Genomic DNA, 22,084 nt, shown 5'->3' with positions numbered 1-22,084 from the left:
CGTATAGGAGGCACTGTCATGGCACACGGAGACGACTCCAAAGAGAAGGTGGTATTCGTCGGGGATTCCCGGGTCCGCAGAGGGAACGGGTTCATTACCCCGCCGGATTACACGGCTTATCCGGGCAAATCGGAGGCTTTTATCCCTAACTTTTTGCTCAAGGAATGGATGGTTGGCGTAGTGGTGCTGGTGGGAATTCTGGTTCTGACGATCTCGGAGCCGGCACCGCTCGGATTCCCCGCCAATCCGGCAGCGACGGTAATTCCTATCCCGGACTGGTATTTTCTCTTTCTCTATCAATATTTGAAGCTCCCGTACGCATCCGGTGATTATATCGTGCTTGGAACGCTGGGTGTAACAGGCGTAGCCTTCGGGGCGCTGCTGTTGGCTCCGTTCCTCGATACAGGCCGGGAGCGCCGGTTCTACCGCAGACCGATTGCTTCCTCGCTGATGTTCGTGTCCCTGGCGGCCATCATCTACTTGACCAATACGGCCTGGACAGAGTACAAACATGAGATGGCTGAATCGAACATGATCCCTGAGGATATCCTGCGTGAGGAGAAAGCTGCCGAGAACAAGGCTGCAGGTTTGCCGACCACCAGTGCCGTTCAGCCAAAGGCCATTGCCATTGTGGACAAGGATGATCCGGCGATGGCTACCTTCAAGCAGGCGACTTGCATATCCTGCCATGCAACGGACTTGAAGGGTGCAAGCGGGCCCTCCCTTCGTGGTGTAGGGGATAAACATGACAAGGCGGCGATCCTTGCTATTATCAAAGAAGGCAAAGGGCAAATGCCTCCAATGTATGATACGGCCATAGGAGCAGGATTGACCGACCAGGATATTGACGGGCTGGCCGACTGGCTTGCCAAACAAAAAAGCGAACAGTAAAATAAAATTAACGCAAACCTGATCGTACAATGCGGTCAGGTTTTTGTGTGTGAAGAAGTGGTTGTGAAATGAAGCTGCATAGTCGGGAGGAAGTTGTTGAGATGCCGGGTCATTGGTTAGAGAGATTATTTAGGGACAGAAGAATCATATGGCTGCTGCTGATAGTGAATCTGCTGGGGACGGTGTATGGATACATGTGGTATGGCAATCAGCTTGCGTTCACAGCGGAGACTGAACCGCTCTGGCTGCTGCCGTTTGTTCCCGACAGTCCTACCGCGAGCCTGTTCTTCACGGCTGCATTGCTGCTGCTGCTCTATCCGCCGAAGGGGCTTACAGGAACGCTGGTCCGTCAGTTAATCGAAGCGCTGGCTGTAGTGACCTCTGTGAAATATGGGATCTGGGCAGTCAGCATGATTGTGGCAGGCGGTTATCAGGGCGACTCCATCACCTGGAAGGATTGGATGCTGATGATCTCGCATACGGGGATGGCTGTAGAAGCACTGATCTATGCCCGGTTCTTCTCCTTCCGGAGAATGCTTCCTGTTGCGCTGTTATGGACGTTCGCTAATGATATGGTGGATTATTCGGCAGGCGTATACCCGTGGCTGCCTTCGGTGCTTGAGGATGATGTGGTGGCCGTGCAGTATTTCACCATGGGGCTTACGCTGTTCAGTACAGCCGCTGCCTGGCTGTTCTGCGGCAGGACAAGGCGTCCGGCGCTTCCGGGCAAAGCTGCCTTGAAGCGCTGATCCTCAGTTCTAACTCTTGTCCCTCCGCCATAGATTAAGGTGGGAGGGATGTCTCATGCCGCGCAGAAGAATATTCATATGCTCAGGAATGATGCTGTGCTGGCTGCTGGCCGGCATTGGCGGGTGGAGCCTTCAGGCTGAAGCGGCTGCTGCCGATTCGGGTTCCGTAAGCAAAGTATACATAGAAGCAGCCGGTGCCCCCAGTGATCCCGCTGCACTCACGGCCAGAAGCGGAGCACAGCGGCTGGAGGCGGCGGCGGAAGCCTTATATGGTTATGTGCTTGAAGGCGATGTGCTTAAGGCCCGGAAGGAAGCAGAGGAGATCTCACAGATCTTTATTGCTTCGTCATTTGAAGGATTAACCTCCGTGGAGGGAGTCAACGCCCTCTCGTCCGTGATCCTGGATATGAAGTCAGAGCTGGCTGCGGCTCAGCCTGCCCCGCAGAGATGGGAAGCCGCTGCAGCCAAGCTGCGGCTTGCCGCCAACAGTCTGAATCATCCGCGGCAGCCGATGTGGCTGCAGTATTATAAGCTGGTCCGTGAGGACCTGAATGATATGGAGCAAAGTGCCACAGCAAGTGATCTGAAGAGCTGGACAGCGGCACTGGCAAGACTGCAGAGCAGGTATGCGAATATCCGGCCAGCAGTGATCATCTCCCGCCCTGCTGAGACGGTGAAGGAATTTGATTCCTGGATATCCTATGCCGGAGGGGCAGCAAGCTCAGAGCAGCCGGTGGAGCGGACCCGCCTGCTGGAGATCGTATCCTACGGACAGGATGCTGCCCGGGTGATGTTCGGCAAAGAACGTAATGAGCCGGCTCTGTCGCTGCCGCTTGCTCCGCAGCAATACGGCGGCTGGGGGCTCCTGGCAGGAGCGTTCATTCTTACCGTACTGGTCTATGCGGCGTACCGCAAGTACCGCGGCCAGAAACGGGATATGAAGACTGTGTAACGAAAAGCTAAAAGCTCCCTTCCCGCAAGGCGGATGAAGGGAGCTTTTTGGATGTAAGGGCATCTGAGAATGCGATTTCGGGAAGATACGCGGTTCAGGTCTCCCGGAAGCCTTCACCGTGAACATCATGAACGTCGCTGATAATGACGAAGGCCTTAGGGTCAATGGACTTGACCAGCAGGCTGAGACGGCGGATCTCTTGTCTTGAGACCACGCAATACACCATATGCTTGGCCTGCTTGGAATAGGCTCCAATCGCCGGGATCAAGGTTACGCCGCGTTCCAGCTCTGCAGTGATCAGCTCGGCAATCTGCGGAGCCTCATCACTGATGATGGTGAAGGCTTTGGCGGCGTAGGCCCCTTCCTGAATGAAATCAATTACGCGTGATGCGATGAAGACGGCCACGAGGGTGTATAATATTTTTTCGCGTGGGATGTAGAGCAGGGATACCCCGATGATGATCACATCAACCGCCAGAATGATCTGCCCCATACTCCAGCCGAACTTGCGTCCAAGAATCCGCGCTACAATATCTACACCCCCGGTAGTGCCCCCGAAGCGGAAGACAATCCCCAGCCCCAGGCCCAGTGTGACCCCTGCATATAATGAAGCAAGAATGAAATCATGCTCTGTACTGAACGTTACAATCCAGCCCGCTTTGATCATTCTTTCAAACAGCCAGAGGAATAAGGACAGCGAGCCGATACCCACTCCGGTATAGATGATCTGATTCCCCCCGAGCACCTTCCAGCCGACCAGGAAGAGCGGAAGATTGAGCAGCAGTGTCGTCAAAAAGATGGGTATGTTAAAGGCGTAATTGAGCAGGATGGTAATCCCGGTGACTCCGCCCTCCATCAGCTGGTTGGGAACTATAAAATACAGTAGTCCGAATGCGTAAATGGCAGCGCCCAGCATGATGGGGGCCACTGCTTTGCTGATGGTGCCTAATTTAATGGATGAACTCATATAATCCCTCGCCTATGCCTCTAATTGGGCAATTTAATATGTAATGATCAAAAAAGATTTGTCTTCAAAACGTCTTTACGATAACATAGGGGCAAACAGAAGGCAAGAACATACGGGGGTGAAACAACAATTTATGGAAAAAAGTCTTGCTGACATTCAGCGTGAGGTAGATGCTTATATCTCACAATTTAAAGAAGGCTATTTCAGTCCGCTCTCCATGCTGGCCCGGATGTCCGAGGAAGTCGGTGAGCTGGCCCGCGAAGTGAACCATCAATTTGGCGAGAAGCCGAAAAAAGCGGATGAAGCCGACAATTCAATTGAGCTTGAGCTGGGTGACATTCTCTTCATTACCGTTTGTTTCGCCAATTCACTCGGTATAGACTTAACCGAAGCCCATGATAAGGTGATGCACAAATTCAATACCCGGGATGCGGGACGCTGGACACCCAAAAACACCGATTAGGCCTATGCTACATATGCTGTACCAAACTAACGGGATTTAGCCGTGAGGATGGTGAGAATATGGATCATAATGATTATGTAAAAGCGGCATACCGCTCGATTCTGCGCAGTGACTTCGCGGAGGCGATCACTCTGTTCGAGGCGGCCATCGCAGCAAGTCCGGATGATGCGGAAGTAAGATACCGCTGCTCTATTACTTATGCCCGCAGCGGTATGCTGGACAGAGCGCTTGAACATGCTGTAGCCGCACGTAGACTGGATGGTTCCAAACCGGAGTACCAGCTCCATCTGCAGCATCTGCAGGCGCTGCAGCTCGTGCAGGAAGCGAAGCGGCTGCTGGAGGATGAAGTCGCGGAAGCGGTGAATCCATACCATCCGATTACGCTGCTGAAGGAAGCTGTATCGCTTGACCCTTTATATGGGGATGCTTATGTATGGCTGGCGATTGCGCACAGCCGGATGAATGAACATCTGCAGGCGATTGCTGTATTAAAGGAAGTGATGTCGCTGCACCCGGATGACAGCGGACTGCGTCTGCTGATGAAGGATCTGCAGAAGTCACTGCAAAAATATATCCAATAATAGATGAGACAGGGAAAGCGGGGAGAATTCATTTGAGTGACAAGATCAGAGTTATTGTTTCCGGAGCAGGAGGCAGAATGGGCAAAGAGGTTGTGAAGCTGGTATTGCAGGATGATGAATTGGAACTGGCAGCGGCGGTTGACCGATCTGCACAAGACAGAGATGCCGCCCGTCTGGTTGGCCTTGAGGATTGCGGGGTGCGCGTGACTTCGAATCTGGAAGCCGCGCTTGCGGATACGGCTGCGGATGTAATGGTGGACTTCACTATTCCGCAGTCCGCTTACAGCAATACTGCACTGGCTATCAAATACGGCGTTCGTCCGGTGATCGGAACTACCGGATTCACGCCCGAGCAGATCACCGGGCTGGACAAGCAATGCCAGGAGCGGGGAATCGGCGGGCTGATTGCGCCGAACTTCTCGATCGGTGCGATTCTGCTGATGAAATTTGCTGCACAGGCCGCCAAGTATTTCCCTCATCTCGAGATTATCGAATATCACGGAGACCAGAAGCTGGATGCTCCTTCAGGTACGGCGATCAAGACGGCAGAGATGATCTCTGAGGCGCGGCAGGAGCTTCGCCAGGGACATCCCAAGGAGGAAGAGCTTATTGAAGGCTCACGCGGAGGGTATTATAACGGCTTCCGCATTCACAGCGTACGTCTTCCGGGAGTTTTCGCCCAGGAGGAAGTGGTATTCGGCGGCTTCGGACAGTCGCTGAAGATCCGCCATGACTCCTATGAGCGTGCCGGTTATATGCCGGGAGTCAAGCTGGGCATCCAGAAGGTGATGGGCTACACCGGCCTCATCTACGGGTTTGAGCATTTTATAGAATAGACAGGGGAGAGCTATATGTTGAAAATCGCTTTTATCGCACATGACCGCAAGAAAGATGAAATTGTAAATTTTGTTACCGCTTATGAGCATGTCTTTCATGGGCATCAGTTATTTTCCACCGGAACCACCGGTCAGCGTATTATGGAAGCAACCAAGCTTACCATCCACCGCTATATGTCCGGTCCGCTGGGCGGAGACCAGCAGATTGGCTCCATGGTGGCCACGGATGAGCTGGATTTGATTATTTTCCTGCGTGATCCGCTGATGGCCCAGCCGCATGAACCGGATATTACGGCCTTGCTGCGTCTGTGTGATGTATACGGAATTCCGGTAGCCACCAATATTGCCACAGCAGAGATTCTGGTAAAAGCCATCGACCGCGGAGATTTCGGCTGGCGTGAGCTGGTACATAAATACAAACCGGGTGTGGATGAGTCATGAAGCTCGATATTCTGGTATTCGGCGCCCATGCGGATGATGCCGAGATCGGTATGGCGGGAACGATTGCCAAGCATACCGCTGCTGGCTTCAAGGTGGGAATGTGTGATCTGACACAGGCTGAGATGTCCTCGAACGGAACCGTGGAGCTTCGTAAGCAGGAGGCGCAGCAGGCTGCTGAATTGCTGGGTGCGGTTGTGCGTACTAATCTCGGACTGCCTGACCGTGGCCTGTATATGACAGAGGACCATCTGGCAGCTGTGACTGCGGAGATCCGCCGTTTCGCTCCGTCCATTGTGTTCGCTCCTTACTGGGAAGACCGTCATCCGGATCATATTGCCTGCAGCAGACTGGTGGAGGAAGCTGTGTTCAACGCCAAGCTGCGCAAATATATGCCGGACAAGCCTTCCATTCCTGAACCGCAATTATATTTCTATTTCATTAATGATCTTGGACGGACCGATCTGATTGTCGATGTGACCGCACAGTATCCGCTGAAGGAGCAGGCATTGTCCTGCTACCGTTCACAGTTCACGGTCGCTCCCGGAGAGGATGCCGTGTCAACTCCTTTAACCGAAGGGTATATAGACCGCGTCCGTTCAAGAGACATGCTGCTCGGTCAGCGGAGACTGATTCCGTATGCCGAAGGGTTCGCCAGCAAGGTGCCCTATACTGTAGATGTGTTCAATGCTGCCCGTCAATAAATGAAGCCTTTGAAAAAGCCCGGAAATCAACTATAATAAATTCATATCATTACTTGAAGTAATAGACCTATGTTAGATGAAGGGGCGGAGCTATGGAGCGGCTTAAAATAGGCATCACCTGTTATCCGTCTCTGGGCGGCTCGGGGGTTGTGGCAACTGAACTGGGCAAGCTATTGGCCGAAAAAGGTCATGAGGTCCACTTCATTACCCACAGCATCCCGTTCCGGCTGGGAACGTTTCAGAAGAATATATTCTACCACGAGGTAGAGGTTAACGATTATTATGTGTTCCGTTATCCGCCGTACGATCTGGCCCTGGCGACCAAGATGGCTCAGGTTGCCAAAATGCAGAACCTGGACTTGTTCCATGTGCATTATGCGGTGCCGCACGCGGTATGTGCCTTTCTGGCCAAGCAGATTCTGGGCAACGACATCAAAGTGGTTACCACCCTGCATGGCACGGATATTACGGTTCTGGGCCAGGATGAATCCCTGAAGGATCTGATCCGGCTGGGCATTAACGAGAGCGATGCCGTAACGGCGGTCTCCCGGGACCTGATCAACGAAACACGTAAGGCGCTGGATATTACGCGCGAAATAGATCTGACGTATAACTTCGTGGACAAACGGGTGTATTATCCCCGCGATGTCACTGACCTGCGCGGCGATTTCGCCTCGCCGGATGAAAAGATTCTCATGCATATCAGTAACTTCCGCCCGGTCAAACGGGTGAGTGACGTAGTGGATGTATTCGCCAGGGTAAGCCAGCGGATACCATCCCGACTGCTGCTGGTCGGCGAAGGGCCTGACCTGCCGAAGATCCAGGCCAAGATCAGCGAGATGGGCCTGGATGACAAGGTCAGATTCCTGGGCAAGCAGGACGAGATTGCCCAGGTGATCTCTCTGGCGGATCTGCTGCTGCTGCCTTCAGAGAAGGAGAGCTTCGGGCTTGTCGCTCTGGAAGCGATGGCTTGCGGAGTTCCAACCGTCGGCTCGCAGACCGGAGGGATTCCGGAGCTGATTCAGCATGGTAAGACCGGGTTCCTTGCACCGGTCGGCGATACAGTATCTATGGCGGATTATGCCATCCGGCTTCTGTCGGACGATGCGATGGTAGAGAGCTTCCGGCGGGCTTGTCTGGAGCGCTCGTGCAATGATTTCAGCCGGGATATGATTACCAATCAATATGAAGATATCTATTACCGTGTGCTTGGACGCAAGGTACTCGGACTCGATGGAGTCCGGGGGTAAGGAGCACCGTATGGAATGGACAATGGCACCATCCGGCATGGCCGAAGCCGCCGGCGTTGTAGTTGCAGGTCTGCTGGCAGGCGGCCATGAAGCTTATTTCGTGGGCGGCTGCCTGCGTGATGAGCTGCTCGGCCGTCCGGTGCATGATATAGACATTACTACCTCGGCATTGCCGCAGGAGGTTATGGACCTGTTCCCCCGCTGTGTCCCTACAGGATTGGCGCATGGCACTATTACTGTGCTGGAGGCAGGCCACAGCCTGGAAGTTACGACCTACCGGACGGAGAGCGGCTATGCCGATCACCGCCGTCCGGAGCATGTCGTGTTTGTGAGGGATGTGCGGGAGGATCTCCGCCGCCGTGATTTCACCATCAACGCCATCTGTTGCGGCCTGGACGGGAAGCGGATCGACCCCTTCGGCGGACAGCGTGATCTTAAGCTCCGTATGATCCGCTGTGTAGGTGAAGCGGAGGAGCGCTTCGACGAGGATGCGCTGCGGATGCTGCGCTGCGTACGTTTTGCCTCCGTGCTGGATTTCGCCGTGGCGAAGAATACCTGGCGCGGACTGCTGCGCCAGCGGGACAAGCTGGCGCATATTGCTGTGGAGCGGGTGCGCGCGGAGGTAGAGCGCATCGTCCTGGGCCCGCACCCGCAGCGCGGGCTGGGTCTCCTGCTGCGCAGCGGCCTGCTGCCGCGCGGCAAAGCGCCGTTCCCTTGGACCGGCCGTGAGCTGGCGGCAGCCGCCGCACGCACAGCCGGTCTCGGGGACCTGCAGGACGCCCGCCTGCGTTGGGCGCTCCTGCTGCATGCCCTGGGATCGTCGGCCGCTGCGGCCGATGAGCTCCTGCGGGCATGGACGTTCCCCGGGGCGACGCGTGCTGGCGTCGTCGCCGTGCTGCGCGTCCGCGAAGCCTGGGACGCGGCGCTGTCTTCGGCGGCGCCGGAGGCTCCGGGCGCCGGGGATCTGCTGCGGCGGCGGTGGATCGCCGCCGTGCTGGCCCACGGCACGTCAGCCGCCGAAGGGTGGCTGACGCTGCTCGAGGCGGCGGGGGCCACAGCCGCCGCGGTCACCACCAGCCAGCTGCGGTCCTGGGCCGCAGCTATGCCGATCCGCACACTCGGGGAGCTGGGGGTGACCGGCCATGAGGTGACGGCGGTGCTGGATAAGCGGCCCGGCCCTTGGCTGGGCGTGCTGCTGCACCGGCTCCTTCAGGCAGTGGCTGCCGGAGACCTTGCGAATGACCCCCAATCACTGCTGCAGGCAGCGCAAAGGATGGATCGAGATGAATAACAAACATGTTCAGCCTCCGGGCGCCTTGCTGCGGGAGGATTTCGTATCGGGCTGGCCTGGCGAGATCGTACGGATGGATGTGGTAGCCTCCACCCAGGAGGAAGCCAAGAAGCTGGCGGAGATCGGTGCCCCCGAGGGCACGACGGTAATGGCTGAGGAACAGACCGGCGGCCGGGGCAGGATGGGCCGTAAATGGCATTCCCCGCATGGCAAAGGGATCTGGATGAGCCTGGTGCTGCGTCCGGAGCTGCCGCTGGCCTTAACTCCGCAGCTGACTTTACTGGCCGGTGTGGCTGTCTGCACAGCCATCCGTGAGGTTACCGGTGTACCTGCCGGAATCAAGTGGCCCAACGATCTGCTGGCGGGAGGCCGCAAAATCTGCGGAATCCTGCTTGAATCCTCGCTTAGAGAAGGCGGGCTTCATTATTGCATCGCCGGTATCGGCATTGCCGCCAATCTGACAGAGGCGGATTATCCTGAGGAGCTTAAGGGAATTGGAACCTCGCTGCTGATTGAAGGCGGCGGCATTCCGGTAGACCGGACAAGACTTGCGGAAGCCGTGCTGGAGGAACTCGAATATTTGTATGCCCTGTACCAGGAGCGGGGCTTCCAGCCTGTGAAGGAGCTATGGGAGTCGATGTCGGTCACACTGGGCCGCCAGGTGAGCGTGAACACTCCCCAGGGACGCACCGAGGCGACTGCTGTCGGGCTTGATGATAACGGCGGACTGCTGGTGCGCAGCGGGACAGGCGGTATTACCAGCGTGCTGTCCGGTGAAGTTGAAATGATCTGAATGGCAAGGGTCACAGCCCTTGTCATATTTTTTGGTGTTATTTGTTGTAATTTTTTGATATACTGTGTTCATAGGCGGCATCGCATTGGCGAGCTGTACTTGTGTAAGAGAAGCTTATACCAGGAAGTTGTGTTACCGGATATACCTTCATAACTGGATGTGACGGTTACGTTGGATTCTGCTCTGAGCCGTAAGGACCGAGACAGAAGGGACGATCGCGAGTGACTCTTTTTTGCCCTTCGGACCTATTTAGCGGACTAATGCTAAAGGGTTTTTTTGTTTGCGCGGAGAACGCGTATTTTATGGAAAAGGGGAATGAGAGCGAATGGCAGACAAACATGCACTGAATATTATCAAAATGAAAAAAATGAAAACGGATGGTGTGCCCCTAAGCATGATCACCGCTTATGATTATCCTTCAGCCCTGTTGGCTGAGGAAGCAGGAATAGACCTGATTCTGGTAGGCGATTCACTGGGGAACGTCGTGCTTGGTTATGATACAACGTTACCGGTTACCATAGAGGATATGGTCTACCATACCCGGTCGGTGAAACGCGGAGCACAGCATACTTTTATTATCGCGGATATGCCGTTCATGACCTATCACGGCAGTGTAGATGAGACCTTGCGCGGCGTGCGCAGACTGATGCAGGAAGGTCAGGCCCATGCGGTCAAAATGGAAGGCGGACTAGAGATCTGCTCCACCGTCTCCGCAGTTGTGTCTGCGGGAGTTCCGGTCCTCGGCCATATCGGCTTAACCCCGCAATCGGTCAATATGATCGGCGGCTACCGGATTCAGGGTAAGGACCCCAAGGATGCACAGCGTCTGATGGATGAAGCCAAGGCGCTGGAAGCTGCCGGAGCCTTCGGGATCGTGCTTGAACTGGTGACAGAGGAAGTGGCTGCGGCCATCTCTAAGGCAGTCAGCATTCCGACTATCGGGATCGGTGCTGGACGTTATTGTGACGGTCAGGTGCTGGTGTTCCATGACGTTCTGCGTTATGCCTCTCCTTACCGGGAGAAGAAGTTCGTCAAGACCTACGCGGATGTAGGCAGTCTGATCCGTGAAGGAATCAGCAGCTACGTTCAGGAAGTGAAGGACCGCTCGTTCCCGGCGCAGGAGCATGTGTTTAATGCGGACGAGACGGTGCTGGAATCTTTATACGGCAATGCCGGCAAAGGAGCGAAATAAGATGAGAGTCCTCAGAACAATTGCAGAACTGCGCGAAGCGCTTGAATATATGCGTCAAGGAGGCCACGGTCCCGTTGGGTTTGTGCCTACAATGGGATATTTACACGAAGGACATGCCAGCCTGCTGCGCAAGGCGGGGGAGAAGAGCGGCACCGTGGTGATGAGTATTTTCGTCAACCCGCTGCAGTTCGGGCCGAATGAGGATTTTGCATCCTATCCCCGCGATGAGCAGCGTGATCTGGAGCTGGCCGAACGCGAGGGTGCCGATCTGGTGTTTATTCCGAGTGTGGAAGAGATGTACCCGCAGCCGATCCGTACAGGGGTTTCGGTCTCCTCACTGACCACACAGCTCTGCGGTGCGTCCCGGCCGGGGCATTTTGACGGAGTAACTACTGTGGTCAGCAAGCTGTTTCATATTGTGCAGCCCGACTATGCCTTCTTCGGATTGAAGGATGCCCAGCAGGTTGCCGTTCTGCGCCGGATGGTAGCTGACCTGAACATGAATGTAGAGATTATCGCATGTCCGATTGTCCGTGAGGAAGACGGGCTGGCGTTAAGCTCACGCAATGTCTATCTGAGCGCGGAAGAGCGCAGACAGGCCCTGGTCTTGTCCCGTTCGCTGCGTGAAGTGCGTCAGGCTATTGAAGAGGGCAGAATCAGTACGGTGGATGAAGCGCGCGGTATGCTGGGTTCGGTGATTGCTGAATCTTCCCTCGCGGTCATTGATTACGCAGAGATTCTAACCTTCCCTGACCTTGAGAGTCTGGAAGGCGGCAGCAGGCTGAGCGAAGCGGACGGCGAAGTTATTATCGCACTTGCCGTGAAGTTCGGCAGAACCCGGCTGATTGACAATAATGTTTTTATTCCTAAGGAGGCACACGCACTTGTTTAGACATATGATGAAATCCAAGATCCACCGGGCTACGGTCACTGAAGCCAATCTGAATTATGTGGGCAGCATTACCATTGATGAGGACCTGATGGAAGCCGCAGACCTGCTGGAGAATGAGAAGGTGCAGATCGTGGACAATAATAACGGTTCCCGGCTGGAGACCTATGTCATTCCCGGCCCGCGCGGCAGCGGCGTCATCTGCCTGAACGGGGCGGCAGCCCGCCTGGTGCAGCCTGGAGATACCGTCATTATTATCTCGTATGCTGTGATGTCCTCCGAGGAGCTGGCGTCACACAAGCCCACTGTAGTGTTTGTCGATGCGGACAATAAGCCGGTGAAGCTGGCGGATCATGAGCTACACGCGACGATTGCCTAAATCCCGCTGTTTGAGCCATGTAATCAATGGCAGGGATGAAGACACCTGTTCTTGTGAAAAATGAAGGCAGGCAAGCTTAAGCTGACTTCATTATCAGTAAGGGTGGGATGTCCGGTGTTTCAACATTTATTTGCTGAGATGAACAAGATGCTGCAGGAGATCCAAACCGACTTCCCTACTGCGGAGGGTGACCGCCGAAGCGACCTTTTATCCAAGTATAATATGCTCCACTGGATCAGCGATAATGTAATGGATGAGTGGCTGGTCTTTGCCGAAAAGCTTAGCGAATTCCGTGAACAGGCGGACTTTCAGGTTCCGCCGGAGGAGTTGCCCGAAGAGGAAGCGCCTGAGCTTGGCATGGACGCTTTTGTCAGGGGGCAGGGCTATTACAAGCTGCTGATGTACCGCAAATGTATTGAACAGTTCCGGCAGGTCACAGATAAACACCCTGACAGTCTGGCAGCCCGCCTATATTTGGCCATGGCTTATCTGCAGGAAGGCGAGGCGGAGACAGCCTGGGGACACCTGAACCATATGCTGGGCCTGATCCGTGAGGCGAAGCTGAAGGCGATGATTTATAATGCGCTTGGCTGTATCCGTGCTTCGCAGGAACGTTTCAATGAAGCCAGTGAGCTGTTCAGCCAGGCCTTGCAGCATGATCCGGCCCTTCCGGAGCCGAACGTTAATCTGGAGGTGTGCCGCAGGCGGGGCGGGAAGCTCCAGTTCGGACATCAGCTGGTTTCGCTTTTATAATTTATCTCCGGTTCCTTCAAGCGATGCGACCTCCCCACTTCCCGGGGGTTTGCATCGCCTTTTTTCGTAACTTCTGTTATGCTGATAAAGAGTCTCAAGTGAAAGGGAATAGAACTTATAATGAAATTTGCCGTGCTTGATTTTGAAACTACGGGAACCCAATCTGTGGGTGAAATCATCCAGGTTGGCCTTGCCATTATAGAAGAAGACGGGACTATCTCCAGGGTGTATGGTTCCTACGTCAAGCCCGGAGCACCAATTCCTCCTTTTATTACGGGCCTGACCGGAATTACTGACAGTGATGTGCAGGATGCGCCGGAGCTGGATGAGATGATGATGGAGCTGGTGCCGCTGCTGGATGATGTTGTCCTCGTTGGTCACAATGTAGCCTTTGATTTTCATTTCCTGCAGAATGCGCTGGACCGCTGCGGCTACCTGCCGTTTCAGGGGCGTATTCTGGATACAATTGATTTTCTCAAAATATGCTTCCCCTCGCTGAGCACCTATCAGCTTGGCGCGGTGAGCCAACATTTCGGCATCACGCATGAGCGTCCCCATCAGGCGGACAGCGATGCGCTGGCCACGGCTATTGTGCTGCTTAAATGTCTGGAGGAGCTGCACAGTCTGCCGCTCCTGACGATTCAGCGGCTGAATGAGCTGTTCGCGGACGAAGACAGTGACCTGGCCTGGTATTTCGACGGTCTGCTGCGAGAGCGGGAGATGGAGACCTTTCAGCCGGAAGGCGAGCTGACCTTCTACCGTCAGCTGGCGCTTGCCGTGGGCGACTGGGCCGAGCTGCCTTCCCCGCGGGAGGAAGGCAGCAGTAATCCGCTGGAGAACATTACCTTCCAGGAATATATGGACGAGGTAACCAAGCGGCTGAAGGCTGCTCTTCCCCAGTATGAGAGCCGTGAGGCCCAGGAGCTGATGATCCATGAGGTCATGACGGCGCTGGAGCAGGATAAGCATCTGCTGATTGAAGCGGGAACAGGCACCGGCAAATCGCTCGGATATCTGCTTCCGGCTATCTATCACAGTGTCCGCAGCAACCAGAAGGTTATGGTCAGCACGCATACGATCAACCTCCAGGACCAGTTGCGGGAGCGGGACATCCCTCTGCTGACCAGTGTGGTGCCGTTCCCGTTCAAGGCTTCGATCTTCAAGGGAAGAGGGCACTATTTGTGCCTGCGCAAGTTTGAACACAGAATTAACAAAAAAGACTTCACAAGTCCAAGGGAAGAAGCGCTTACGGCTGCCCAAATGATCGTCTGGCTTACCCAGACGGAGACCGGGGATGACGAGGAGCTTAACTTAAGCGGACGCGGCGGTGATTTCTGGGAGACCGTTGCCAGTGACACCGATTCCTGTCTGGGCCGGGCCTGTCCCTGGTTCCGCAAATGTTATTACCACCGGGCCAAACACGAAGCCGGGATATCCGATGTTGTGGTTACCAATCACTCCAAGCTGTTCGCTGATGTCAAGGCCGGCCATCAGCTCCTTCCGGCTTATGAGCATCTCATCATTGATGAAGCTCATCATCTGGAGGATATCGCCGGCAAGCATCTTGGCATGCAGATGAAATACTTCACTGTTGCCCATACGCTTACCCGCTTGTACAAGGATAGCCGGAGCGGCCAGCTGCCTGCTCTTCGCATGGCTCTGCAGTCTTCCGGCAGTGAGCAGGCTTCCGAATGGAGCGGAGTGATCGACCGGATCTATCCCGATCTGTTGACGGTGAAGGAGTCCTGGGATGCGCTTAGCGACAGGCTCTTCGGGCTGCTGCCCGAGCGCAGCGATGCCGGTGCCGGGGAAGCCGGTCAGCTGGTGGCCCGGCTGCAGCCGGGCAAGAAGCCCAAAGACTGGGAAGAGCTGGCTGCCCTGGAGAATACGCTTAACCTCAGCTTGAGCGATATCATCCGCAGGGGTGACAAGATGCTCAGTGAGATGCGTGACACGGACAGCCAGTCCTCCTCGGACGGTCTTGTCACGGATATTAGCGGGTTGTTCAAGGATCTGGCCTCCATCAGGGAACAGATTCGTTTCTTCATGAATCTGAATGATGAGAATATCGTGTACTGGCTGGAGGGAAGCGGCAACTATAAAGGCAAGTCGCTGCAGATGTACGCCGTTCCCGTGGATGTCAGCACCCAGCTCAGGGAGCTGTTCTTCGACAAGAAGAAGAGCGTTATCCTGACCTCGGCCACATTGTCCGTAGATAAGTCCTTCCAGTTCATGATTGACAATCTGGGTCTTGGCGAGGCTGCGGAGCAAGGGCAGCTGATGACCGCACTGCTTCCGTCGCCATTCAAATACCGGGAGCAGGCTTTGCTGGTGATCCCCCGTGACTTCCCGAGCGTCAAGGGAAGTATAGGGGATGCCCGTTTTGTGGACACGCTGGTGCATTCCCTTGCTGAGACCGCTGTAGCTACCCGGGGACGGATGCTGGTGCTGTTCACCTCGTACAAGATGCTGCGCCAGGTCTATGATCCGCTGAAGGAGGCGCTTGCCTCGCAGGATATCGCGGTGCTTGGACAAGGGGTGGAGGGCGGCAGCCGGAGCAAGCTGATCCGTCGCTTCCAGGACAGCTCGGCTTCTGTGCTGCTGGGGACCAGCAGCTTCTGGGAAGGGGTGGATATCCCCGGGGAAGCCTTGACCTGCCTGGCGATCGTCAGACTTCCGTTCCAGCCGCCGAATCATCCGCTGGCTGAGGCGAAGTCGGAGCTGCTCCAGGCACAGAAGAAGAATCCGTTCATGAAGCTGTCCGTCCCGCAGGCCGTCATCCGCTTCAAGCAGGGCTTCGGGCGGCTGGTCCGCACGGCGCAGGACCGCGGAATCGTTATTGTATATGATACCAGGGTCATTGAATCTTATTATGGCAAATACTTCCTGTATTCTCTGCCCGGCCCCAAGATGGAGCATATGCTGACGGATCAGATGGTCCCGAGGATCGCCGAATGGCTGGAAGAAGGCGGGGTTTCCTAATTCCTCTGCTATTGATATGATGAATAAGTTATGGTTAACCTGAAGATCCGCGCCCCGGCTGTAGCTGCTGAGTCAGGCAGGCGGCGGGGCACGGTTCCTATAATTGGCTTTCGAGGCAAGTTTAGCGAAGTTATACAAGGAAGCGTATGCTATCCAAACTTTTAGGAGGAGAAAACATGAAATCGGATAAAATATCGGAGGCTGTCGTCCGCAGGCTTCCAGTGTACCTGCGTTTCCTGAACGATCTCCAAAAACGCGAAATCTCAACCGTTTCTTCTCAGGAGCTGGGCCAGAAGCTTGATCTGAACCCTGCTCAGATCCGTAAGGATCTGGCTTATTTCGGTGATTTCGGCAGAAAAGGCATCGGTTATGATGTATCCTATCTGATCGAGAAAATCCGTCATATCCTGAAGCTTGACCAGCAAATCAACGTCGCTCTGGTAGGCGCCGGTAATCTTGGCCATGCCTTGTCCAATTACAATGCCTATCTGAAGGATACGATGAAGATTACGGCCGTCTTCGATGCTTACCCGCCGAAGGTGGGCCAGCAGATCAACTCACTGGTTGTGCAGCCGATGGAAGAGCTCGGCGATACGATCCGTTCCCAGGGAATCCGCATCGGGATCATTACCGTACCGGACAGCGAAGCCCAGAACGTAGCTGATATTCTTGTAGACTCCGGCATCGAGGCTATTCTGAACTTCGCACCGGTTATTCTCAAGACTCCTGCCAATATCCGGATTCATGCCGCAGACTTTACCACCGATCTGCAGAGCCTGGCCTATTATTTGCATGATGGAAAGGAAGAGACCGAAGATGAGCAGCAATAAGACGATAATCAAGCATGGCCGTTTCCTGGTTCCGGGCAGTGACAAGCCGGTTCTAAGCGGGTATATGACCATTGAGGACGATCTGATTACTTACATAGGTGAAGCTGAGCCTGTCATGGAAGAGAATGCTCGGGTGGTGGACGGCAGCCGTCTGCTGTTCATGCCGGGTCTTGTGAATACCCATGGGCATACGGCAATGTCGCTGCTGCGCGGATACGGTGATGATATGGTGCTTCAGACCTGGCTGCAGGAGAAGATGTGGCCGATGGAAGCGAAATTCACTGGTGATGATGTATATTGGGGAACCTCGTTGTCCGTGCTGGAAATGCTGAAGGGCGGGACGACGACTTTCCTCGATATGTATGATCATATGGACCGGGTAGCAGAAGTGACCGGACAATCCGGGATTCGGGCTGTGCTGATGCGCGGCGTGATCGGGCTATGCCCGGAAGAGGAGCAGAAGTCCAAGCTCGCAGAGGCGATTGCATTTGCCCGTGACTGGCATGGCAAGGCCGACGGCAGAATTACTACGATGCTCTCGCCGCATGCCCCTTACACCTGTCCTCCAGAGTTTTTCGTGAAATTTGTAGAGGCTGCGCATGATCTGGATCTCCCGATGCACACCCATATGTCCGAGACGCGCCATGAAGTGGAGCAGAATGTTGCCGACTACGGACTCCGTCCGGTAGCGCATCTGGAGAAGCTGGGGATGTTCACCCGTCCTTCGCTGATTGCGCATGGTGTCCATCTGAACGATGAAGAGATCGGCATCCTGGCCCGCCATCACGTTGGCGTGTCACATAATCCCGGCAGCAACCTGAAGCTGGCCAGCGGTGTAGCCCGTGTCCCTGAGCTGCTTAGAGCAGGGGTTAAGGTCTCGCTGGGTACTGATGGCGCAGCAAGCAATAACAACCTGGATATGTTTGAAGAGATGAGACTGGCGGCGCTGATCCACAAAGGCGTAAGCGGCGATCCTACAGCGGTACCCGCACCTGAAGCGCTGCTGATGGCGACGGAGTATGGAGCGCAGTCTATTTTTCTGAAGCAGGTAGGCAGGCTTGCAGCAGGGATGAAGGCCGACTTCATTGCGCTTGATATTGACCAGCCGCATCTGCTGCCCCATAGCGATCTGCTCTCCCACGCCGTCTATTCGGCAAGTGCCAAGGATGTGGAGCATGTATGGGTCAACGGCAAGCAGGTGGTGAAGCACGGGCAATGCCTGACACTCGATGAGGAAGCGATCCGCCGCAAAGCACAGGAAACATTCGAGAGCCTGCTTAAACGGTAATACAGAGGTTTTGGAAAGGGAGCTGCATGGTGAAGAAGAGGAGAAAATGGCTTCTGCTGGGGATCTCCCTGGTTTTGCTCCTTCTGTTCGGACTAAGCCAGTTTTATGCCTACATTATGAAGGATCAGTGGAACGAGCGGAGTGAAGCCAAAGAGCTGGCCAGAACGCGTGCCGGGTTAACAGAGGTCACCAAGGCCCAGAAATCAGTCTGGAATGAGAATGAAATCTATTGGGTCTTGACCGGCAAGAATGAGGCAGGGACGGAGATCATGGTGTGGGTCCGTTTTACCACGGAAGGCAAGCCTGCCGGAGGCGCCAATGATCTATATGCTGAAGAGCTGAGCAAAGGAACCCCGGAAGCGAAAATGCGCGAGATCATTACCGCCCAGCTGCCGGGTATTACGATTAAACGCCTGCTGCCAGGAGTGTACAACGGGGAATATGCCTGGCAGCTATTTTACAAAAAAGACGGGCGTTACTATTACAACTTCTACCGCTTCACAGACGGCAGCGCCATCGGCGAAGGGTACAGTTTGCCTAACCGTTAATCGTCTGCATAATAAGCGGCCGGGTGGCAGGGCTTGAACCATAGCAGAAGCGGGGGATACAGTTACAACTGTTCTCCCGCTTTTTTGTTACCGAAGCGGCTCCACGCTGCTCTGCTGTTCATTCGTTTACACGGAAGTATACACTCATAGCAATATCATTCATGTATATCGGATCAGCAATACTACGCGGAATTTTATGAAGCAGGAGGAAATTTTGAAATGGAAATTTTAGCATATCTGGATCAAGCGGTAGAACTGTTCAAGGAGGAACTCGGGGCAAATCTGTCCGGGATTTATGTGCACGGGTCGCTGGCGATGGGCTGCTTCAATCCGAATACCAGCGATATCGACTTGCTGATTGTTGTCCATGACAAGTTATCTGGAGAGGTCAGTAAGAGACTTGCGAAGAGAATAGTAGCGTATCACAATAGCCTGCCGAATCAGGGGGGAGTTGAACTAAGTGTTGTCCTGACAAGTTATCTGAAGAACTTTGTGCATCCGACGCCGTTTGAATTCCATTTCTCGAAGGGTCATCTGGAGCGCTACAGTCTGGAGGAGGATTACATTTGCGGCGGTTTGGAGGATGGGGATCTTGCGGCTCACTTTGCTGTCGTCTATCAGCGGGGATTCATTCTGTACGGCGAACCCATACGCGAAGCCTTCCTGCCGGTAGACCGGCAATATGTTCTCGATTCCATTCTGGGCGATATTGAGGATGCCAGGCAGAATATTATTGATGCTCCGGTGTATTACACACTGAATCTGTGCCGGGTGCTGTATTATGCGCGTGAAGAAGTGGTGTCTTCCAAAAAGGAAGGCGGAGAGTGGGGATTGAAGCATGTGCCACAGTGCTATCACGGGCTGCTGAAGGACTGTCTGGATCAATATAGCGGTGCGGTCAGCAGCATAGGCAGCAACCCTGAGCTATGGATAGAATTCGCTGAGTATATGGCTAAGGAAATCAATCTCTCTACTGAAACATCCAGAAATTAGTATCAAAAATTTTAAATATATTCACACTTTTATGTAAAATCGTATATACACCTGTGATATACTACTACTTGTATCAAGACATGCTTAAGAGCATGTCAGTCTCGGATGGGCGCTAGACACGCTGGTTGGTCATTATTATAGATGGATGTTCGGTCATTATTGAGAGGAGGACGTTTCTTGAAACTGCGTCTTGTGCCTGTACTGCTAACGTCTCTGCTGTCTGCTGCATTATTATTTGGTGGCTGGTATGCTTACCGTCAATTTGTGGTGCAGGAGCCGCTGCATAAGCTGGTATCTTCTTATGAGGGAGTGAAGGATTCCCATATTACTATTAAACGCAATGAAGTCACTTTGAAACTTGAATTGCAGCCGGGCACGAAATTACGTGAGCTGGTACAGTATGTGTCCAAGGAAGGCAGTGCAGCCATTAATGGCCGGACACTGAAGCTTGATGTGGAACAGGATACCAGCGCTCTGCTGGATGAATATTGGGATAAAGCGATGTTCTCTGTGGCGGAAGCCATGGAGAGCCGGAAGTATACATTAATCCCCGCCAAGCTTGATGGACTTAAGGAGCAGGACAGCAAGTACAGCGGGGTTACCGCTACAACAGAGATTGATGATAATAATGTGTATGTGAGCCTGAGCAATGGCACGGAGAGCAAGTTTATTATTTTACCGCGTGTGGCAGCCAAGATGGGAGTGTGGAACAATGCTTAAGTATTGGAAAGAAATACTAGCCGGAGCTGTTCCGGTCATGCTGATTTTTATGGTTTTTGTCGGAATTAATATCTTTCCGGTAATCATAGCGCTCGGCATGGTCTCTGCACTTCTATTCATTGCCCATGCGCGCGGCGGTCTGGCCGTCAATGCAGGCGCAGATAAGAAACGCAAGAAGAACGGCCCGTCCAAGCTGACCTTTGAAGAAATCGGCGGACAGGACAATGCCAAGCAGGAGCTGCGTGAAGCCCTTGACTTCCTCATCCGTCATGAAGAAATCAGCAAATTCGGGATTCGCCCGCTCAAGGGGATTCTGCTCACCGGCCCTCCGGGAACAGGCAAGACCCTGATGGCCAAGGCTGCCGCTCATTATACCAACTCGGTGTTTGTGGCTGCTTCAGGCAGTGAATTTGTAGAGATGTATGTCGGCGTCGGTGCCGGGCGCGTCCGCGATCTGTTCAAGGATGCCCGCACGCGCGCGCTCAAGGAGAACAAGGAAAGCGCCATTATTTTCATTGATGAGATCGACGTCATTGGCGGTAAACGCGAAGGCGGACAACAACGGGAATATGACCAGACCCTTAATCAGCTACTGACCGAGATGGACGGGATCTATAACAATGATGCCCCGCGTATTCTGCTGGTAGCTGCCACGAACCGCAAAGAGATGCTGGACTCGGCGCTGCTGCGCCCTGGCCGTTTTGACCGGCATATTCAGGTCGATATGCCTGACAAGAAAGGCCGCAAGTCGATTCTCGATCTCCATGCCAAGAACAAACCGCTGCACGAGACGGTAAGCTTGGACAAAATTGCCGAAGAGGCCTACGGCTTCTCAGGGGCACAGCTGGAGAGCGTGATGAACGAAGCGGCAATCTACATGATGCGTGAGAATCTGACCCAGGTGGAGCAGCGTCATCTCTCGATGGCGATCGACAAAGTGATGATGGGCGAGAAGACCGACCGCGAGACCAACCATGAAGAGAAGAAGCGTGTGGCGATTCACGAACTTGGACATGCTATTATGGCTGAACTGCTTCGTCCCGGAAGCGTCAGTCAGGTCACGCTGACCCCGCGCGGGCAGGCTCTCGGATATGTACGGCATAATCCGCAGACCGAGCAGTATCTGTATACGAAGGATTATCTGGAGAATCAGATTATGATTGCCTTGGGCGGAGCCGCCGCCGAAGAGATGTATTACGGAGGACGCAGTACCGGCTCCCGCGGAGATTTCGACCAGGCGCTGAATATTGTCGAGACCATGATGAAGTCAGGACTTACCTCACTCGGAATTGCGAATCTGCAGATGGTTACCACGGAAGAGCTGATGAAGGAGAATAGTAAAATCCTGGATGAGCTGATGATCCGTACGAAGGAGCTGCTGGAGAAGCAAAGAAATGTATTTGATTACTCTCTTGACATTTTAATGAAGGAAGAAGTTCTCTCCGGAGAGCAATTTCGTTGTCAATTTCGTGACAGTGTCCTTTTACCGGCATAATTCTTTATGCCGGTTATTTTTTTTTACTTTTCAGACATGCTAAGATATCATTATATGTCGGGCTACTTATTTTTTACGACAGACAAGGTACAATACAGAA

General features: G+C 54.1%; 23 protein-coding genes. 22 read left to right on the top strand and 1 reads right to left on the bottom strand.

Annotation, left to right across the window (positions count from 1 at the left end; genetic code table 11):
- The first annotated feature begins 18 nt into the window (after positions 1-18).
- The 3 genes from KDC22_RS20785 (at position 19) to KDC22_RS20775 (ending at position 2,592) form a co-directional block, all read left to right on the top strand.
- A complete protein-coding gene (locus KDC22_RS20785) occupies positions 19-891 on the top strand; it encodes a menaquinol-cytochrome c reductase cytochrome b/c subunit (RefSeq protein WP_173129037.1) in 873 nt (290 codons plus the stop codon).
- Positions 892-959: 68 nt separating this feature from the next.
- Positions 960-1,640, top strand: coding sequence for a DUF1405 domain-containing protein (locus KDC22_RS20780; RefSeq protein ID WP_425516956.1), 681 nt, complete (start codon positions 960-962; stop codon positions 1,638-1,640).
- Between the two features lie 88 nt (positions 1,641-1,728).
- The gene (locus KDC22_RS20775) at positions 1,729-2,592 is read left to right on the top strand and encodes a sporulation protein YpjB (RefSeq protein WP_211720205.1); all 864 of its coding nucleotides are present in this window, start codon (positions 1,729-1,731) and stop codon (positions 2,590-2,592) included.
- A 94-nt stretch (positions 2,593-2,686) separates the two neighbouring features.
- On the opposite strand, the gene KDC22_RS20770 is transcribed toward KDC22_RS20775, so the two are convergent.
- Positions 2,687-3,559: a YitT family protein gene (locus KDC22_RS20770; protein ID WP_173129031.1), complete on the bottom strand. Its 873-nt coding sequence runs from the start codon at positions 3,557-3,559 to the stop codon at positions 2,687-2,689.
- 133 nt (positions 3,560-3,692) lie between these two features.
- Between KDC22_RS20770 and KDC22_RS20765 the strand changes: the two genes are divergently transcribed.
- From KDC22_RS20765 to KDC22_RS20675, 19 genes are all read left to right on the top strand, one after another.
- Positions 3,693-4,022 carry a nucleotide pyrophosphohydrolase gene (locus KDC22_RS20765; RefSeq protein ID WP_211720204.1) on the top strand — a complete coding sequence of 110 codons (330 nt, stop codon included), beginning with the start codon at positions 3,693-3,695 and terminating at the stop codon, positions 4,020-4,022.
- Positions 4,023-4,081: 59 nt separating this feature from the next.
- Complete coding sequence (locus KDC22_RS20760; RefSeq protein ID WP_211720203.1) at positions 4,082-4,603, top strand: tetratricopeptide repeat protein; 522 nt, start codon at positions 4,082-4,084, stop codon at positions 4,601-4,603.
- A gap of 32 nt (positions 4,604-4,635) precedes the next feature.
- Positions 4,636-5,439: a 4-hydroxy-tetrahydrodipicolinate reductase gene (dapB, locus tag KDC22_RS20755; RefSeq protein WP_173129022.1), complete on the top strand. Its 804-nt coding sequence runs from the start codon at positions 4,636-4,638 to the stop codon at positions 5,437-5,439.
- A gap of 15 nt (positions 5,440-5,454) precedes the next feature.
- Positions 5,455-5,880, top strand: coding sequence for a methylglyoxal synthase (mgsA, locus tag KDC22_RS20750; RefSeq protein WP_211720202.1), 426 nt, complete (start codon positions 5,455-5,457; stop codon positions 5,878-5,880).
- Complete coding sequence (gene bshB1, locus KDC22_RS20745) at positions 5,877-6,581, top strand: bacillithiol biosynthesis deacetylase BshB1 (RefSeq protein ID WP_211720201.1); 705 nt, start codon at positions 5,877-5,879, stop codon at positions 6,579-6,581. The genes mgsA and bshB1 overlap by 4 nt, the downstream gene beginning before the upstream one ends.
- Positions 6,582-6,673: 92 nt before the next feature.
- Positions 6,674-7,831, top strand: a complete 1,158-nt coding sequence (gene bshA, locus KDC22_RS20740; RefSeq protein WP_173129013.1) for an N-acetyl-alpha-D-glucosaminyl L-malate synthase BshA — start codon at positions 6,674-6,676, stop codon at positions 7,829-7,831.
- 10 nt (positions 7,832-7,841) lie between these two features.
- The gene (locus tag KDC22_RS20735; protein WP_246552792.1) at positions 7,842-9,122 is read left to right on the top strand and encodes a CCA tRNA nucleotidyltransferase; all 1,281 of its coding nucleotides are present in this window, start codon (positions 7,842-7,844) and stop codon (positions 9,120-9,122) included.
- A complete protein-coding gene (locus KDC22_RS20730; protein WP_211720199.1) occupies positions 9,115-9,915 on the top strand; it encodes a biotin--[acetyl-CoA-carboxylase] ligase in 801 nt (266 codons plus the stop codon). Before KDC22_RS20735 ends, KDC22_RS20730 begins: the two co-directional genes overlap by 8 nt.
- Before the next feature lie 325 nt (positions 9,916-10,240).
- Entirely contained in the window at positions 10,241-11,107 is an 867-nt protein-coding gene (panB, locus tag KDC22_RS20725) for a 3-methyl-2-oxobutanoate hydroxymethyltransferase (protein ID WP_173129006.1), read from the top strand.
- Between the two features lies 1 nt (position 11,108).
- Positions 11,109-11,999 (top strand): pantoate--beta-alanine ligase, encoded by an 891-nt coding sequence (panC, locus tag KDC22_RS20720; RefSeq protein ID WP_211720198.1) that lies wholly within the window; start codon positions 11,109-11,111, stop codon positions 11,997-11,999.
- Complete coding sequence (gene panD, locus KDC22_RS20715) at positions 11,992-12,375, top strand: aspartate 1-decarboxylase (RefSeq protein WP_173129001.1); 384 nt, start codon at positions 11,992-11,994, stop codon at positions 12,373-12,375. Before panC ends, panD begins: the two co-directional genes overlap by 8 nt.
- A 138-nt stretch (positions 12,376-12,513) precedes the next feature.
- Positions 12,514-13,128, top strand: coding sequence for a tetratricopeptide repeat protein (locus KDC22_RS20710; RefSeq protein WP_211720197.1), 615 nt, complete (start codon positions 12,514-12,516; stop codon positions 13,126-13,128).
- Positions 13,129-13,248: 120 nt separating this feature from the next.
- Positions 13,249-16,110, top strand: a complete 2,862-nt coding sequence (dinG, locus tag KDC22_RS20705; protein WP_211720196.1) for an ATP-dependent DNA helicase DinG — start codon at positions 13,249-13,251, stop codon at positions 16,108-16,110.
- A gap of 176 nt (positions 16,111-16,286) precedes the next feature.
- The gene (locus KDC22_RS20700) at positions 16,287-16,940 is read left to right on the top strand and encodes a redox-sensing transcriptional repressor Rex (protein ID WP_173128992.1); all 654 of its coding nucleotides are present in this window, start codon (positions 16,287-16,289) and stop codon (positions 16,938-16,940) included.
- Positions 16,927-18,228 (top strand): amidohydrolase, encoded by a 1,302-nt coding sequence (locus tag KDC22_RS20695; protein WP_211720195.1) that lies wholly within the window; start codon positions 16,927-16,929, stop codon positions 18,226-18,228. Before KDC22_RS20700 ends, KDC22_RS20695 begins: the two co-directional genes overlap by 14 nt.
- 26 nt (positions 18,229-18,254) lie before the next feature.
- Complete coding sequence (locus KDC22_RS20690) at positions 18,255-18,776, top strand: cell wall elongation regulator TseB-like domain-containing protein (RefSeq protein ID WP_246552790.1); 522 nt, start codon at positions 18,255-18,257, stop codon at positions 18,774-18,776.
- 219 nt (positions 18,777-18,995) lie between these two features.
- Positions 18,996-19,769 (top strand): aminoglycoside adenylyltransferase domain-containing protein, encoded by a 774-nt coding sequence (locus KDC22_RS20685; RefSeq protein WP_211720194.1) that lies wholly within the window; start codon positions 18,996-18,998, stop codon positions 19,767-19,769.
- Between the two features lie 177 nt (positions 19,770-19,946).
- The gene (locus KDC22_RS20680) at positions 19,947-20,489 is read left to right on the top strand and encodes a hypothetical protein (RefSeq protein ID WP_173128981.1); all 543 of its coding nucleotides are present in this window, start codon (positions 19,947-19,949) and stop codon (positions 20,487-20,489) included.
- Positions 20,482-21,984, top strand: coding sequence for an AAA family ATPase (locus tag KDC22_RS20675; RefSeq protein WP_173128979.1), 1,503 nt, complete (start codon positions 20,482-20,484; stop codon positions 21,982-21,984). Before KDC22_RS20680 ends, KDC22_RS20675 begins: the two co-directional genes overlap by 8 nt.
- The last annotated feature ends 100 nt before the right edge of the window (positions 21,985-22,084 follow it).

This window comes from Paenibacillus tritici (genome assembly GCF_018207515.1).
Taxonomy (GTDB): domain Bacteria; phylum Bacillota; class Bacilli; order Paenibacillales; family Paenibacillaceae; genus Paenibacillus_AQ; species Paenibacillus_AQ tritici.
The sequence above is the reverse complement of the archived record's forward strand: the minus strand, read 5'-3'. Positions and strand labels throughout refer to the sequence as shown.